This is a genomic window from Paraburkholderia bannensis NBRC 103871 (assembly GCF_000685015.1).
Classification (GTDB): domain Bacteria; phylum Pseudomonadota; class Gammaproteobacteria; order Burkholderiales; family Burkholderiaceae; genus Paraburkholderia; species Paraburkholderia bannensis.
In genome coordinates, this window is record NZ_BAYA01000019.1 from 136,741 (window position 1) to 151,563 (window position 14,823).

At 63.4% G+C, this 14,823-nt stretch carries 16 protein-coding genes; 6 read left to right on the top strand and 10 right to left on the bottom strand.

The genetic code is table 11. The features are described 5' to 3' along the window. Positions 1-254 precede the first annotated feature (254 nt). Complete coding sequence (locus BBA01S_RS26655; protein ID WP_027819112.1) at positions 255-1,781, bottom strand: AMP nucleosidase; 1,527 nt, start codon at positions 1,779-1,781, stop codon at positions 255-257. A 200-nt stretch (positions 1,782-1,981) separates the two neighbouring features. Here BBA01S_RS26655 and BBA01S_RS26660 point away from each other — a divergent pair, with 200 nt between their 5' ends. From BBA01S_RS26660 to BBA01S_RS26670, 3 genes are all read left to right on the top strand, one after another. Next, positions 1,982-2,386, top strand: a complete 405-nt coding sequence (locus tag BBA01S_RS26660) for a hypothetical protein (protein ID WP_027819113.1) — start codon at positions 1,982-1,984, stop codon at positions 2,384-2,386. A gap of 142 nt (positions 2,387-2,528) precedes the next feature. After that, positions 2,529-3,539, top strand: a complete 1,011-nt coding sequence (locus BBA01S_RS26665; RefSeq protein ID WP_027819114.1) for a homoserine kinase — start codon at positions 2,529-2,531, stop codon at positions 3,537-3,539. Further along, positions 3,530-4,333 carry a BPSS1780 family membrane protein gene (locus BBA01S_RS26670; protein ID WP_027819115.1) on the top strand — a complete coding sequence of 268 codons (804 nt, stop codon included), beginning with the start codon at positions 3,530-3,532 and terminating at the stop codon, positions 4,331-4,333. Before BBA01S_RS26665 ends, BBA01S_RS26670 begins: the two co-directional genes overlap by 10 nt. A 115-nt stretch (positions 4,334-4,448) precedes the next feature. On the opposite strand, the gene BBA01S_RS26675 is transcribed toward BBA01S_RS26670, so the two are convergent. Both BBA01S_RS26675 and BBA01S_RS42925 read right to left on the bottom strand, forming a co-directional pair. Continuing rightward, positions 4,449-4,628, bottom strand: coding sequence for a DUF3563 family protein (locus tag BBA01S_RS26675; RefSeq protein ID WP_027819116.1), 180 nt, complete (start codon positions 4,626-4,628; stop codon positions 4,449-4,451). A gap of 138 nt (positions 4,629-4,766) precedes the next feature. After that, entirely contained in the window at positions 4,767-5,951 is a 1,185-nt protein-coding gene (locus BBA01S_RS42925; protein ID WP_042297940.1) for an extracellular catalytic domain type 1 short-chain-length polyhydroxyalkanoate depolymerase, read from the bottom strand. Positions 5,952-6,208: 257 nt separating this feature from the next. Between BBA01S_RS42925 and BBA01S_RS26685 the strand changes: the two genes are divergently transcribed. Then, positions 6,209-6,919 (top strand): phosphatase PAP2 family protein, encoded by a 711-nt coding sequence (locus BBA01S_RS26685; RefSeq protein ID WP_027819117.1) that lies wholly within the window; start codon positions 6,209-6,211, stop codon positions 6,917-6,919. A gap of 25 nt (positions 6,920-6,944) precedes the next feature. Here the strand turns inward: BBA01S_RS26685 and BBA01S_RS26690 are convergent, their stop codons facing one another. Beyond that, positions 6,945-7,829 (bottom strand): TOBE domain-containing protein, encoded by an 885-nt coding sequence (locus BBA01S_RS26690; RefSeq protein ID WP_084162565.1) that lies wholly within the window; start codon positions 7,827-7,829, stop codon positions 6,945-6,947. 39 nt (positions 7,830-7,868) lie between these two features. After that, on the bottom strand, positions 7,869-9,461 hold the full coding sequence (locus BBA01S_RS42930; RefSeq protein ID WP_052391907.1) for a CHAD domain-containing protein: 1,593 nt from the start codon (positions 9,459-9,461) through the stop codon (positions 7,869-7,871). 214 nt (positions 9,462-9,675) lie between these two features. Between BBA01S_RS42930 and BBA01S_RS26700 the strand changes: the two genes are divergently transcribed. Then, the gene (locus BBA01S_RS26700; protein WP_027819119.1) at positions 9,676-9,894 is read left to right on the top strand and encodes a YdcH family protein; all 219 of its coding nucleotides are present in this window, start codon (positions 9,676-9,678) and stop codon (positions 9,892-9,894) included. Positions 9,895-10,038: 144 nt separating this feature from the next. Beyond that, complete coding sequence (gene ppk2, locus BBA01S_RS26705) at positions 10,039-11,169, top strand: polyphosphate kinase 2 (protein WP_407668338.1); 1,131 nt, start codon at positions 10,039-10,041, stop codon at positions 11,167-11,169. A gap of 120 nt (positions 11,170-11,289) precedes the next feature. On the opposite strand, the gene BBA01S_RS42935 is transcribed toward ppk2, so the two are convergent. From BBA01S_RS42935 to BBA01S_RS26725, 5 genes are all read right to left on the bottom strand, one after another. Further along, positions 11,290-11,595, bottom strand: a complete 306-nt coding sequence (locus tag BBA01S_RS42935) for a hypothetical protein (protein ID WP_156966093.1) — start codon at positions 11,593-11,595, stop codon at positions 11,290-11,292. 547 nt (positions 11,596-12,142) lie between these two features. Continuing rightward, a complete protein-coding gene (locus tag BBA01S_RS26715; protein ID WP_281176995.1) occupies positions 12,143-12,622 on the bottom strand; it encodes a GNAT family N-acetyltransferase in 480 nt (159 codons plus the stop codon). Between the two features lie 373 nt (positions 12,623-12,995). After that, positions 12,996-13,937, bottom strand: coding sequence for a hypothetical protein (locus BBA01S_RS26720; protein ID WP_027819123.1), 942 nt, complete (start codon positions 13,935-13,937; stop codon positions 12,996-12,998). Between the two features lie 38 nt (positions 13,938-13,975). Continuing rightward, a complete protein-coding gene (locus tag BBA01S_RS47050; protein WP_156966094.1) occupies positions 13,976-14,242 on the bottom strand; it encodes a hypothetical protein in 267 nt (88 codons plus the stop codon). A gap of 364 nt (positions 14,243-14,606) precedes the next feature. After that, positions 14,607-14,823 (bottom strand): oligopeptide/dipeptide ABC transporter ATP-binding protein (locus tag BBA01S_RS26725; protein ID WP_027819124.1); only part of this gene is annotated, 217 nt, incomplete at its 5' end.

The window sequence follows — 14,823 nt, forward strand, 5'->3', positions numbered from 1 at the left end:
CAAAACCATCGAATCAGGGCCCGATTGCGAGCCGCTACGGCGCCTGTGCCGTGCCGCGATGTTAGCAAAGGCCGCCGGCACGCGAAAGCGTTCCCGATTCGAACGATGTCCCATGCTTGTTCCGGATCGCGTTCAGTGACTCACCTCTGACCGCTAGACCCAGAAGGTAGTCGTACGTATTCCGAATGAAGCATGCAATATCCCGCTCAGGAATCGGAAGCGCTGAAGCGCTGAAGCGCGCAACGTAACGCGCCTTACTGGAACGCCACCTCGGCAAAACTACGCAGCTTGCGACTGTGCAGCTTATGCAGCCCGTTGGTGCGCAGAATCTCCATCGCCTTCACGCCGATCTGCAAATGCTGATCCACCTGCGCGCGATAGAACGAATCGGCCATGCCCGGCAGCTTGAGCTCGCCATGCAACGGTTTATCGGAGACGCACAGCAACGTGCCGTACGGCACGCGGAAGCGGAAACCGTTCGCCGCAATCGTCGCGCTTTCCATATCGAGCGCAACTGCGCGGCTTTGCGAAAGACGCTGCACCGGCTCGCGGTGATCGCGCAGTTCCCAGTTGCGGTTATCGACGCTCGCCACCGTGCCCGTGCGCATCACGCGTTTGAGCTCAGCCCCTTCGAGGCGCGTGACGTCGGCCACCGCGCGCTCCAGCGCGAGCTGCACTTCCGCCAGCGCCGGAATCGGCACCCACAGCGGCAGGTCGTCGTCCAGCACGTGATCCTCGCGCACATAGCCGTGTGCGAGCACATAGTCACCCAGGCGCTGCGTATTACGCAGCCCCGCGCAGTGCCCCAGCATGATCCACGCGTGCGGACGAAGCACGGCGATGTGATCGGTGATCGTCTTCGCGTTCGACGGCCCCACGCCGATGTTGACCATCGTGATGCCGCTGCCGTCGGCGCGCTTGAGGTGATACGCGGGCATCTGCGGCAGGCGCGCGGGCGCGGTGCCCTCGTCGTCCTGTTCGCCGAGGTTCGCGTTGTACGTCACCACGTCGCCCGGCTCCACGAACGAGGTGTATTCGCTGCGATAGTTGCGCAGGTCGGCGTCGTCGGTGCGCGCCATCATCGCGCGGCCAAGCTTCACGAATTCGTCGATATAGAACTGGTAGTTCGTGTAGAGCACATAGTTCTGCACGTGCGTGGGCGACGTCGCCGTGTAGTGCTTGAGCCGATGCAGCGAGAAGTCCACGCGCGCGCCCGTGAAAAGCGCAAGCGGGAACGGCTCACCGGGCAGCGGTTCATACGTGCCGTTGACGATGCGGTCGTCGAGCGTCGCGAGATCAGGCACATCGAACACGTCGCGCATCGCAAAGAGACGCTCGCGGTCGAGATCGCCTTCGAGGTGAATGCCCTCGGCAAACGCGAAGTGCACCGGGATCGGCTGTTCCGATACGCCCACTTCGATCGACACGTGATGATTCTTCGCGAGCAGGCGCAGTTGTTCGCGGTAGTAGTTGCCGAACAGATCCGGGCGCGTGATCGTCGTCTCGAACACGCCCGGGCCCGCGACAAAGCCGTACGAGCGGCGCGAGTCGATGTGCGTATTGACTTCGGTGTGGATGCGCACGAACGGATAGCAGGCACGCACGTGGCGCTCGAACGACTCGCCGCGCCGATAACGCGCAAAGGCGTCGCGCAGGAACGCGGTGTTGGCTTCGTAGATGGCGGAGAGACGCGCGACGGCGTCGGCGGCATCTTCGAAGGCTTCGGTCGGGAAATCGTGCGGGGGCGTCATGAAGGTTCGCCGGTTGGTATCGTTGTTCATTGTCGTTCGCCTCGGTTCGTTTGAACGACATTAGCACGGAAGCAGGAAAATCTGACATCGCCCTTCATCCGGCGCGGGGAACCCCGCACCGCGCCCTGGGCGTTCGCGTCACCCGCCCCGGCCCGCGCGCCGCCAGTTGGCCGGGGCGGGTGACGCGGCGCGGATTTGCTAGAATCCGAGAATCCCATCGGAGAATCACCATGAAGTCGCATCTTCTTGCCGCCCTCGCCGCGACGCTTGCGTTTAGCGGGTTGGCCATGGCGGCGCCGGCCGACGACGCCCAAACGGCGGTCGAGGCCCAGTCCGCGCAGTCCGAGAACGAGCGGGCCGGTCTGCCCGATCTCGCGGCAATCAACCGTCCTGCTGCGAAGGTCAGCTCGAAGGTCGACATCAACGACGTGCCGCGCACGCCGAGCTTTCATGAAGTGAGCCCGACCGGCACCGAAATCACCGAATACCGCGACAAGGGCAAGCCCGTCGAAATCAACGTGCACTCGAACTTCGGCACGCGTTACACGATGAGCTCCAGCCCCGACACCTCGCCGCAAGTCCGTCCGAACGGCCAGGCCAGCACGCGCCTGCCGTCGATCAACCTGCATTACTGACACACCGCCCTCGCGCGTGGGCGGCGTGCGCTGTCCGCGCCGCCTCCCGCTCGGGCGCACCAGCCCGCCCCGGCCATCGTGCTTGAGCGCACCTGAGCGCCCACGAGCCGGGCCCCATTACGAATACCACACGACCTCTCGCATGGCCGTCTTCACCGCTGTCACCGACACCCAGCTCGCCCAATGGATGCGCGACTACGATCTTGGCGACGTAGTCGATTTTCGCGGCATTCAGTCCGGCATTGAAAACAGCAACTTCTTCCTGACGACGACGCGCGGCGAATACGTCCTGACGATCTTCGAAAAGCTGACGGCGCAGCAGTTGCCGTTCTATCTCGACCTGATGCGCCACCTCGCGTCGCACAGCGTGCCGGTGCCGGATCCGATGCCGCGCGCCGACGGTTCGCTGTTCGGCATGTTGCACGGCAAGCCCGCGGCCATCGTCACGAAGCTCGACGGTGCGCCCGAACTCGCCCCGCAGGTCGAGCATTGCGCCGAAGTCGGCCAGATGCTCGCGCGCATGCACCTCGCGGGCCGCGACTATGCAGGCGACCAGCCGAACCTGCGCAGCCTGTCGTGGTGGGAAGAAACTGTGCCGACGGTGCTGCCGTACCTCGACGACGCACAGCGCGAACTGCTCACGAGCGAACTCGCGCACCAGCAGGCTTTCTTCGCCAGCGACGACTATGCCGCGCTGCCGGGGGGCCCGTGCCACTGCGACCTGTTCCGCGACAACGCGCTGTTCGCGCACGCCAATCCAGCGACGGGCCATACGGTGCGCCTGGGCGGTTTCTTCGACTTCTATTTCGCCGGTTGCGACAAATGGGTGTTCGATGTGGCGGTAACGGTCAACGACTGGTGCGTCGATCTCGCGACCGGCACGCTCGACGCGGCCCGCGTCGAAGCGCTGCTGCGCGCCTACCAGACGGTGCGTCCGTTCGCGCCCGCTGAGATCGCCCACTGGACTGACATGCTGCGCGCCGGCGCGTACCGCTTCTGGGTCTCGCGCCTGTATGATTTTTATCTGCCGCGCTCGGCCGAACTGCTCAAGCCGCACGATCCCGGCCATTTCGAACGCATTCTGCGCGAGCGCCGCGCTCACACGCCTGGCGAGATCCAGGCACTTTCTGGCCTGCCCCGCTCATGCAACTGATCGAAGTCCCCGCCAAGCAGGGCTATGTGTGGTTCCGCCAGGGCATCTGGCTGTTCCGCCGCAATCCGCTGGCGTTTCTCACGCTGTTCTTCGCCTACCTGCTGGCCATGACGCTGATCTCGGCGGTGCCGCTGATCGGCGGCGTACTGCCGCTCATCTTCGTGCCGGGCGTGGCGGTCGGCTTCATGGCCGCGTGCCGCGACACGATCGCGGGCAAGCCGGTCTTTCCGACCATCCTCGTGGACGGGTTCCGTTCGTACGGGCCTAACGTCACGAAGCATCTGTTCATGCTGGGCGGGATCTATGTGGTCGCGATGACGCTGGTGCTCGCGGCGTCGGCCCTGGTGGACGGCGGCGAGCTGCTGCGTCTGATGACGCTGGGCGGGACGCTGGATACGGAGGCGATCGAAAACAGCAACGTGCCGCTCGCCGTGCTGGCGTCGCTGGCGGTCTACCTGCCGGTGTCGATGCTGTTCTGGTTTGCGCCGGTGCTGACAGCGTGGCACGACGTGCCGCCCGTCAAGGCGATGTTTTTCAGCATCGTGAGCTGCTGGCGCAACAAGGGCGCGTTCATCGTGTACGGCGCACTGTGGTTTGCGCTGTCGATGGGCGTGGCCATCGGCCTGTCGAATCTGCTGCGTGCGCTGGGCGCGGGCGATTACGCACTGGCGATCGTGATGCCGGCGCTGATCCTCGTGACGACGATGATCTACTGCTCGTTCTATGCCACGTACCGTGGCTGCTACGGCGTGCAGGAGAAACCGGCCGAGGAAGCGCCCGATTCGGGACGCTAGGCGTCGTCAGCGGTATCGATACACCAGATACACCACCGGACACACACCTGCGGGGCGCCAGCATGCGCCCCGTTTTTATTGCTGCTGCCTCTGGTGCCGCAACAACAGCTACGGCTTAGCCGTAGTGGTTCATCCACGACGGGTGACGGCCGGTCTTCTCGCGGTCGAGCTTGCGCATGCGGAATTCCAGGTCATAGATGTCGGCCGATTCGGCCAGGTAGGCTTCCTCGCGCTCCTTGCGGGCGACGTCGGACGATTTCGTGAGGAACAGGAAAAGGCGGCTAAGCAGGTACATGGTCTGGCTCCGGTTATCGGGCACATGCCCTCGGAAGGAATAGAGCCATTATAGGGAAAACCCTGATTAGGGCAAACCCTTGAGTTGACGCGGATTGTCGCAGGCCCGGTGCGGGCCGCCCCGCGCAACCCTTGTAGATCAGCCTGCGCCCTGCGCCAGCTCGTCGTCGAAGGCGTCGTCGACCTTGGCGCGGCGTTGCATTTCGAAAAAGTCCCAGATCATCGCGCTCGCGTCCGGCCCCGTGGACGAGTGGAACGGCACGGTGTCGTCGCCGCCGCTCCAGGCATGATCGAGCGCATCCACACGACACAGACGCACGACGCTCGCGCCATTGCTCAGGTAGTCGTGGACGGTGTAGCCGTCGCCATCGTGTTCGTGCGAGACGACACCCTGGCGTACGCCTTCGCCATCGGTGAGATCGTTGAGATGCAGGAATTGCGTGGTCAGCTGTTCGGCGTTGATGGGCGCCACGACCGCGTCGTTGCCGCCCTGCACGATCAGCGCGGGCATGCCGGGATGCTTGCGGCCCGCCAGTTCGCCATCGACCAGCGCAGCCGGATCGTGGTGCAGCCCGCGCCGCATGACGTCGAGCGCGGCCACGCCCGAGCGCGCCTCGCCGAACGCCGGCCCCGAATGCAATGCGACCGCCGCAAAACGGCCCGGCGCGCGCATCGCGAGCAGCGACGCGAGACCGGCACCCGCCGACAGCCCGGCCAGATAGACGCGCGAGCGGTCGAAGCCGCGTTCCTGCACGAGCGTATCGACAAGCGAAACGATCGCCGCAATCTCGCCGCCGCCCGCCGGCTGGCGCGCGTCGTACCAGTGCCAGCACTGGTGCGGGTGCGCCTGCATCGACTGTTCCGGATACACCACAGCAAAGCCATGGCGGTCGGCCAGCAGGTTCATGCGCGTGCCTTCGGCGAATGAATCCATGGTCTGCTTGCAGCCATGCAGCATCACGACGACCGGCATGCCTTCAGTGGGGCGATCGGGCGGCAGATAAAGGCCGTAAGCGAGCGCGCGCGATGCGCCCTTCGGCAGATGTTCGGCGCGTTGCCATTCGCCCGCCGCCCATGCTGCAGCGCGGGGGCCGACGCGCGATTCGCGCACCGGCGCAACCGGGCGCGCGGCAGCCGGACGCGGTTTCGTTTTGTCTGCGGTGGGTGCAGGCGCTGTCGCAGCGCCCTGCGCGCCGAGCCACAATGCCTGGGCGTCGGAGGCGCGCAAACCGGCTTCACGCAGTGCGGTGCGTGCTGCCCGATTCTGGATGGCGAACAGACGTCGCATACCACCCGTCCACAGCTTCGTCAGATCTTTCGTCATCAGGGGCCTCTTGAAAGGGGTCGGATACGTAGTAAAAATCCACTACATACGCTTGTTGTGCGATGCACAATAACATCAATCTGACAGCACTGCAGTCGAATGAGTTCTAAAGAGAATTTGAGGTTCGCTGCATCGCATTAAGCGCAATGAATCGCGGCTATACTGGAAATTCCCGCGACGCGCTGTCGGCCCAACCCGCCACTCGTGCGTTACTCAATCGACACCCTCTAGCGAATGCGCCGCCGCGGCGCCGACTCATGCCCGACTTGCCCCTCAACCTCTGGACTTCGATCACCAACCTCGGTGGCGCCGGTCTCACGTTCCCGCTTGCTGCAGCAATCGCGCTGTGGCTCGCCGCAGGCTATTCGTGGCGCATGGCGGCCAGCTGGGTGGCGCTGCTCGGCGCGGCAATCGGTCTCGTCACGTTGACGAAAATCGCCTTTCTGGGCTGGGGCGTCGGGGTTCGCTCGTACGATTTCACGGGCCTGAGCGGCCACGCGATGATGTCGACCTCGGTTTACCCGGTAGCGTTCTTCCTGATGCTGCAAGGCGCGCGGCCCACGCTGCGCGCGGCGGGCGTCGCGCTGGGCCTGGTCGTGGGCGTGGTGGTGGCGTTCTCGCGCGTCGTGCTGGACGCCCATTCGCCGTCGGAAGCGGTGACCGGCACGATCGTCGGCGCACTGACGGCGCTGGTGTTCGTGCGCTACTGGTGGGAAGCTCGCTCGGGCGGGATTTCGACGGCCGTGGTCACGGTCAGCCTCGCGGCGCTCACCGTCGCGCTGCATGATGTGCGCGTGCCTACCCACCGCTGGGTCACGGATATCGCTCTGACTGTGTCGGGCCACGATCAACCGTATGTGCGCGCCAGGTGGAAAGCCAACCGGCCGCTGCGCACGCCGGGCACCCCGACCGCGCCGATTTCCCAGACGCGAGATAACCTCACGCCCGCCACGCAGCGCAACGCGTAATGTGCAGCGGCGCGCTACGCGCCGTCTAGCTTCCTACGCCCAATAGCACGCTGGACGCCTTGAAAACAGCCGTCACGCTTGCGCCGATGTCGAGGCCGAGCGCCTCGACGCTGGCGTCGGTGACGACCGCGGCGATCACGATGCCGCCCGGCAATTCCAGCGTCACCTCGGCATTGACCACGCCGCGCCGCACGCCATTCACCACGCCGCTCAAGCGGTTGCGCGCCGATAGTCGCGCCGCCGCCTCTTCCCCGCCCGCCACCAGCACGACCGACGACGCCTTGACCAGCGCGACCACCGCCGCGCCTTCGGCCAGGCCCAGCGCTTCAGCGCTCTCTCGCGTGACCGTGGCCGCCAGGCGCTGGCCGCCCGGCAACTCGATCGACACCTCGTCGTTGACCGCGCCGCGTACGAGCGCAGCGACCGTTCCATAGAGCTGGTTGCGCGCACTCGTGCGCAAACCCAGGCGTCCCAGCACCGCCAGGTCACCGGACAGGCTGTGCCGCGCTTGCACATCCCGCGCGCCAACGGCCTGCGCCGCGCGCTCCAGGAACCGCCGATGCTCGTGCTCTAGCGCTGCAAACGTGTCGATGAGGCGCAGCGCGCGCGGCGTGAGTGTCGTGCCTCCGCCGCCCTTGCCCCCCGTCGCGCGCACCACGAGCGGCTCGCCCGCGAGGTTGTTCATGGCGTCAATGGCGTCCCACGCGCCCTTGTAGCTCATGCCGACGGCCTTGGCCGCGCCCGTGATCGAGCCGGTATCGCGAATCGCCGCGAGCAGCGCAATGCGCGCGCTGCCGCCAAGCACCTGCGGGCCGGCCTGAAACCAGACCGAGCCGCCGAGCCCCAGTTCGGGCACAGCGCCGCGATCGTCGGAATCGAAATCAGAAGGAGTTGAGGAAGCGGTATTCATCGCGCGTCGCAGTAGTCGAGTGCCAAAGCAAGACGCCGATTATAGAGAGGGGGTTCCGCGCCCGACCTTCGGCGCTCGCAGCTCGCGCAACAGGCGCTCACCCTCTTTCGCGGTATAGCGCTTCACAGCTTCGCACCAGCCACGCGCAAAGCCGAGCTGATACGGCCCGGCGTCCATGTGTTCGAGAAAACGCAGCGCCACCGCCGCATCGTTGCCATCGCCCAGCACGGACTGAAGGCGCGCGAGCGTGCGCGCGGTCTGCGTGCGCGTGCGGCGCGACGTAACGGGCGCGAAGAACTCCAGCGTATAGCGCAGATACTTCGCGTTGATGCGTACGCGATGGCGGCTCGCTTCGTCGATGGTGGTGAGCTTCTGCGCCTGCGCGAGCCGCTCGTAGTAGCGGCGCACACGTTTTTTGGCATGGCGATGCAGCGACGGCCCGGCGTCGTCCGACTCGCTCGACTCATCCGGCGCGTCCGTACGCTGCGCCAGCTTCGCCAGCCAGTGCAGCCAGGCGAGCGCCGCGTGCGCATAACGCGGCGACGCCAGCGCCTCGCTCACTCTCGCACGCGCGGCGAGCCGCCCGGCTTCGGCCTCGTCGCGCACGGCTTGCCAGCGCGCGGCATCGTCGTCGGCACACGCCAGGGCCGGCAGCGTCGATTCGACAAAAACATCACGATCGCGCGCCTCGCCAAGCAGCGCGCCAATCCATTTGAGATCGGGCGCGATGCGCTCGCGCCACGCGGCGTCCTGCCAGCGCGAAAAGATGCGCATGGCCGTGCGCAGGCGCCGCTGCGACACGCGCATCTGATGGATGAACTCGGTATTGGCGGAGTCGCGCACGCCCGCATCGTTGCCGAACCATTGCGCGCTGATATTGGCGCCGATCGCCACGAGCGCCTGCTGCGCGCTCGACGCGCCGCGCAGATCGACGGGCACAGCGTGGGCCGCCTGCGCGTCACCGGCAAGGTCGCCTTGCGCCGCGCGTTCGAGCGCGTCGGTCACGCGCGCGAATACGGGAAGGACATCGACCAGTTCGTGCGCGCACGCAAACAACGCGTCGACGAGCGGCCACGCCTGCGCGTCCTCGGGCCAGGGCACGCTCAGTTGCACTTCGTCCAGGCGCGCCATTTCGTCGCGTGGCGCACGCACATCGGCGTCGAGATGGAGCTCGACTTGCGCGCCGTCATGCGGCCAGACCCATGCAGTGCGCACCGCCGCCACCGACGCCGACGGCTCAAGCGGCCCCGCCGCCGCCAGCACCTCGCGAAACGCGTCGGGCGCAGCCTCGAAAAGCGCATCGTCAAGACCTTTCGTTTCGAGATGCGCCGAGAATATCGGCTCGACGACGACGATGCCTGGCGTCAAGGTGCGTCGGCTGGACACGATGACACAACGCGCGGTTGCGCGCGTTTCGACCGCAATGCGCCAGCCCGCCTTCGCAAGCGCGCCATCACGGTCGAAGCTTACGGTTGCGAACGATCCGGCTGATTCGGCCTGAACCGCGAGAGAAGGTAGTGCAGCGCGCAACGCCGCCGCACTAGCGCGCGAATGGGGAGCCCGACTCGCAGTCGCCGGGGCGTGCGACACGATATGCATGACATCCAGCACGAGTTCCAGACGACGGATCATGAACGCTCCAGGGGCTCGTTGGCGCGACGGCGTTTCCGCTCCGATAGTACACGACGTCAGCGTTTTGCCTCATTCGGACGCAGCCGGCCTGTTCGTCTGTCTTCGCCCACCTTCGCCCGCGCAGACTGACGGCGATCAAGAACGGCACACAGCGAAAGTGGAAGAATGGCTGGATCCCGTTTTTGAAAGATCTCATTTTTATAAGGAGTATTGAGTGTTCCCCGAATACAGAGAGCAGATCTCGCACCTTAAAGTCCACGACGAACATTTCGCGCGGCTTTTCAATCGCCACAACGAACTCGATCAACAGATCAAGAACATGGAAGCGGGCATCGTCCCCACCCACGGCATGGCCATCGAGCATCTGAAGAAAGAAAAGCTGCACCTCAAGGATTCGCTCTACACGATCCTGCGCAAGACCGCTGACGTCTAAGCTTCACGCGCCTCGTCTATTTACCAGCATCAAGAACGCTTCTCGCTACGCGGCATGCCCTTGCGCCTGCCGCGCGAGAACGCCAATCCGGGCCGTCGCCTGGACGTTTGCCCGCTTTGCCCAGCCAGAATCGCGAGAAAAACTATGCCAAAGACCGCGTCACAATCGCTTAGCCTGAGCCCAGCCCCTATTGCAAAACCGATCGCGCAACCATTGGATGATGACGCCCACGGCCCAGGCGCCCTCCAGCCCGGCGTCACGCCGCACAGCGCGGAATTGCGCGCCGTCGATGCCTCGCTCGAAGCCGCCTCGCAGGCCATCGCAGGCGCCATGCACGATGTGATCGCCACCCATGCCCAGACACCCGCCACACTGCTCGAATCCATCACCGCGCTCATGCGCGGGCTGTCTCCCGACGAGAGTGCGCGCCTGCGCAGCCTTGTTCTCGAAGGCAATCCCGCGGACTGGGCGAGCTCCCAGACGCGCCACCCTGACGATGAACTTGCAAGCGGCTGGCGCGAAGGCACCTATCCGTATCGCAACCTCATGTCGCGACGCGCGTACGAGCGTCAAAAGTACCGGCTTCAGGTCGAGCTGCTGAAGCTCCAGGCGTGGGTGCGCGAGACCGGCCAGCGTGTCGTGATCATCTTCGAAGGCCGCGATGCCGCCGGCAAGGGCGGAACGATCAAGCGCTTCATGGAACACCTGAATCCCCGTGGCGCGCGCGTCGTCGCGCTGGAGAAGCCCACCGAACTCGAACGCGGCCAGTGGTATTTCCAGCGCTATGTTCAGCACCTGCCGTCCGCGGGCGAGATCGTTCTGTTCGACCGGTCCTGGTACAACCGCGCGGGCGTGGAGCGCGTGATGGGCTTCTGCTCGCCCGACGAATACGCCGACTACATGCAGCAGGCGCCAGAGTTCGAGCGTCAACTCATTCGCAGCGGCATCCACCTCATCAAGTTCTGGTTCTCGGTGAGCCGTGCCGAGCAGCGGCGGCGCTTCAAGGAGCGCAAGGTTCACCCGCTCAAGCAGTGGAAGCTCAGTCCTGTCGATCTCGCGTCGCTCGACAAATGGGACGACTACACCCAGGCCAAGGAAGCGATGTTCGCGCAGACCGATACGGCCGAAGCGCCGTGGACGGTGATCCGCTCCGATTGCAAGAAGCGCGCACGCTTGAATGCGATGCGCTACGTGCTTCAGAAGCTGCCGTATGCGAGCCGCGATATCGACGCGATTGGGGCAGTCGATCCGCTGCTGGTTAGTCGGGCGGTTTGAATCGGCTTGAATCGGTTTAAGGCGATGTGAGGCGGCCGACGCGCATAGCCTGTGCGCTCCACCTGTCCGCCTCGCCTTCCATCGCCGCGTCGCGTAGTTCAGCCACGCGCCCGTCAGGCGTCAGACCTTCCCCGCCCCCACAGGCTTCATCCGCCATTGCTTGCTAGCCGCACCGTCGACTGACGAATCGAAACCGGTGTCCAGCACCCACTCCCAATCGGGTGCGGGCATCCGGCCTCCCGTGACTCCTGCGACCTGCGACTCGACCTGCTCGCGATTCGCGAGAAACTTCAGCGTCCCGCACACCACGTTGAAGAGCGGCACCGTGGCATCCACCATGAACACATGAGCAACGAGGCCGTCCGCACACGCAATGCGCGTTGAAGTGCCGACAGAGCGGGGAAAAGACACTGCGGGTGTGACCATGAAACTCCTCATACCTCAGGGTAAAAAGCAGCCTGTAAGCCTGGAGAAAGTTCCAGATCTTCAGACAAAGGCAAGGCGACAGGAACGGAGCGCGTCAGTCGCCATGCCCCGGCCAATCGTCAGACGTAACACGCCGCTCCATTCAAGCGTTGCGCGATGTCTGCAAGTTAACGACACCAAAATGGCCGACTTTACCCACCGTCTGCGAACACGTCCAACGCCGCTTATCAGAGGCTAGCTTGCGTTCGTGCTGTTCAGTCCGGGGGCCAACGATTCAAGCTGGCATTGTTCAACATGGCCGCCGGTTGCCTGCATTGTGCTGATGAAGCACATCGAGCGGCAATTGGATGGTCTGGAAGGACGCGCCGCCGCGTTGATGGCTGCTGCGCTAGTGGCGACGCCATCGCCGCTGCGATAGGCTGCGTTGCTCTGGCGCAGCCACTCACGTTGCCTCAGTACATCGGGATTCTGTGCGTCGTAGACGCAAGTGCCGGTTCTGCCATGCGAAATAAGGCGCAAAGAGCGTCAGATAGCGGCTGTTTTTTATTCAGCGGATTGTGAGGTTATAAGTGAAAAAAACATCATCTCGCGTCCAGCCGAGCGATTCATAAAGCGCCTGCGCCTGCAAATTGGTTTTCGCGGTCGTCAAGTCCATGCGTACTTTGCCGTCCGCTCTCGCGCGCGCCGCTGCAGCTTGCAGCAACCGTGTTGCTACGCCCGAGCGCCTCGCCGCCGGGGAGACAAACAGATCGTAAAGTACGTAAATTGGCGCAGCGGCAACTGAGCAAAACGTCGGATATAGCTGGCAAAATCCGAGCAGTTCTCCGTGTCCGGAGTCCGCGACGAGAATGACCGACTCGCCTGCGCGGCTTCGTTCAGCAATAAACTGCTTTGCCAAGTCGGGGTTTCGCGGCTGCTCGTAGAACACACGATAGTCGCTGAAAAGCTGCGCCATCTCGTCGAGATCGCCAGATTCGTATTCTCTGATATTCACGTAGATACCCCGTCTCGCTGTGGATTCCATCATTTCGGAAACGCCGAAATATACGAGATGCTCCAGGGTAAGAAAAGAGCCATGTCTGCTTGCATGCGTAGAACCATGTCGCTGCGCATCGTCCGATATTCCGCTAGATGTTCTGGTCGACGACATTCCCAATAAGCATAAAAATGATAACGGCGATGGATATTCAGGCATTCTGACCGAATGGCCGCAGTTACGCCTGGTGCCGACAACCGTTAGCACCTCGGGAGCCACTTTGATCTGGGATGCGCAGGCGCAGCATTACGTTGAAAGCGTCCGCCGTCCGTAATTCACGGGCCCTCGGCAGGCTGTATCGCGCCTGGTCAGGAGGCGATACAGCCGCATGTTTGCCCGCATCGGCTCCGGCATGCCTGTCGAATCACCACCGGTATCCAAGCCCCGCAAAAATGACATCCGTATCGCGGTTGTAACGGGTGACTACGCGGTTCCACTCAAGCCGACCGTCCCAATGACTGGTGAACCGATATGAGGCGGCAATAGTAACGAGACCAGAAAACTTCCCCGCGCCAGGCCCAGGTGATTCACTGTTCTCGTTTTCGTTGATCGCGTAGTACGCGCCCGCGCCCACTCCCAGCGTCACCTGATCGTTCAGGAACGCCCGTGTCGCCCACAACTGGCTAGTGATGCCATCGCGACGCGCCGTCTTGCTACTGCCCTCGTGCAGGTAGCCGACAGTGATATCCATATATTTCATCAAGCCGCGCCGGTATTCAATTGCGCCGCCTAATGCCGCCGGAGAACTGGTCGAATTCACGATGGTCTTCCCCAGATACACAGCGACCTCGTTGTTCGTCACTTTTGATGCCGAGCCTGCTGCCCAGTCCAACGGGCCCGGCGTTCCCGGCGCATCGAGCTGGTAGCCGATGCCCAGCATCACGCCCGTGGAATCCGGGCCGCGTTGCACGTGGACGCGGTTTAGCTGCAATTGGGTAATCCAGCGACTGGAAGCGTAATACGCCGCACGCACGCTGTAGACAACGCCCCAGCCGTGTACGTCCGAATAACTGCCGCCCTGGTCAGCAGTCGTTGTATCGAAGTACCGGTATGGGCCTACGCCTGCCTGCAGCACAAATTGAGGACTCCCGACAGGAATGCGAGCCCAAACCTGGACTATCTGTCCATCCCGATGGTGGTCGGGTATATGGCCCTCGTTGAGCCACGTAAAGCTCGCGGCAAAGTACTTGCCGAGACCTTCCTGATAGTTGAATGCCCACGTGTATGTGTTTGTGCTTCCAGCGCGCGAGCCACCTCCAAAGAGCGAAAACTCCTGGGCATGCACTGACGCGGCATGAAGGAGCATGAGTGCCGCCGCCCATTGCAGGCAAGTGGGGCGCCGGCTCATGACAGACATCCAGCCGTGAACTGTTGCACCGTCGGCGCTCGTAGATGCAACGCCGTGCCCAGCAGAAAATCATCAGTGCTTGCACCGCTATCAAAATAGCCCGATGCGACGTGGCTATGACGATTTAGCGATGCCACCTGATTTAACAGATTGACGATCTTATTCGCGTTGTCGGCAGCCGATGGGGAAAATGCATTTGCACGTGCGGATTGCCAGCTTTCATAGCAAGCACAGCTTATAGTTTTAATTTCTGAATCAATCACGCAGCCACCTCTCAAAACGTTAATTAACGGCATACGATCATGCGCGCCACGCTTTCGATTCAGCTTGCCTTGCTTATAAAACAGACTATCAGATTACGCTGAGCGCAAGCAACCAGGATGCAAAATGGCGTTGCACATCTATCCGCCCCGCATCCGGTCAATCAATACACCAAGGTTCGTGCACATGCGAATCAATCGGCATAGCAGCGCAGCATGACCTCGCAGGCTCAGGTTTTATTATTATTCGGATTGCAAACTATTTATTAGATTCAAATCAGAAGGCAGCGAACCACCCTCTCTGCGCGCGATGCGAACACATGGGGATTTACGCGTGCAGGGCGCGGCGGCCCTGCACGATGCCCTGCTATTCCCCCACCTCCTCAGCACGATGGCAGGATACCTGACGCCCATCGACTTCGCGAAGTTGCGGCACCTCCTGGCGGCAGCGTTCGATCGCATACGGGCAACGCTGATGGAACGTGCAGCCCGACGGCGGATTCAGCGGCGACGGCAATTCGCCTTCGAGCCGGATCTTCACGCGCCGGTCTGCCTCGAAGATCGCGGGCGTGGCCGACAGCAGT

Excerpts from the sequence above, each read along its gene's own strand:
- BBA01S_RS26655 (WP_027819112.1), bottom strand. The coding sequence starts at position 1,781 with ATGAACAACGATACCAACCGGCGAACCTTCATGACGCCCCCGCACGAT.
- BBA01S_RS26660 (WP_027819113.1), top strand. The coding sequence starts at position 1,982 with ATGAAGTCGCATCTTCTTGCCGCCCTCGCCGCGACGCTTGCGTTTAGC.
- BBA01S_RS26665 (WP_027819114.1), top strand. The coding sequence starts at position 2,529 with ATGGCCGTCTTCACCGCTGTCACCGACACCCAGCTCGCCCAATGGATG.
- BBA01S_RS26670 (WP_027819115.1), top strand. The coding sequence starts at position 3,530 with ATGCAACTGATCGAAGTCCCCGCCAAGCAGGGCTATGTGTGGTTCCGC.
- BBA01S_RS26675 (WP_027819116.1), bottom strand. The coding sequence starts at position 4,628 with ATGTACCTGCTTAGCCGCCTTTTCCTGTTCCTCACGAAATCGTCCGAC.
- BBA01S_RS42925 (WP_042297940.1), bottom strand. The coding sequence starts at position 5,951 with ATGACGAAAGATCTGACGAAGCTGTGGACGGGTGGTATGCGACGTCTG.
- BBA01S_RS26685 (WP_027819117.1), top strand. The coding sequence starts at position 6,209 with ATGCCCGACTTGCCCCTCAACCTCTGGACTTCGATCACCAACCTCGGT.
- BBA01S_RS26690 (WP_084162565.1), bottom strand. The coding sequence starts at position 7,829 with ATGAATACCGCTTCCTCAACTCCTTCTGATTTCGATTCCGACGATCGC.
- BBA01S_RS42930 (WP_052391907.1), bottom strand. The coding sequence starts at position 9,461 with ATGATCCGTCGTCTGGAACTCGTGCTGGATGTCATGCATATCGTGTCG.
- ppk2 (WP_407668338.1), top strand. The coding sequence starts at position 10,039 with ATGCCAAAGACCGCGTCACAATCGCTTAGCCTGAGCCCAGCCCCTATT.
- BBA01S_RS42935 (WP_156966093.1), bottom strand. The coding sequence starts at position 11,595 with ATGGTCACACCCGCAGTGTCTTTTCCCCGCTCTGTCGGCACTTCAACG.
- BBA01S_RS26715 (WP_281176995.1), bottom strand. The coding sequence starts at position 12,622 with ATGATGGAATCCACAGCGAGACGGGGTATCTACGTGAATATCAGAGAA.
- BBA01S_RS26720 (WP_027819123.1), bottom strand. The coding sequence starts at position 13,937 with ATGCTCCTTCATGCCGCGTCAGTGCATGCCCAGGAGTTTTCGCTCTTT.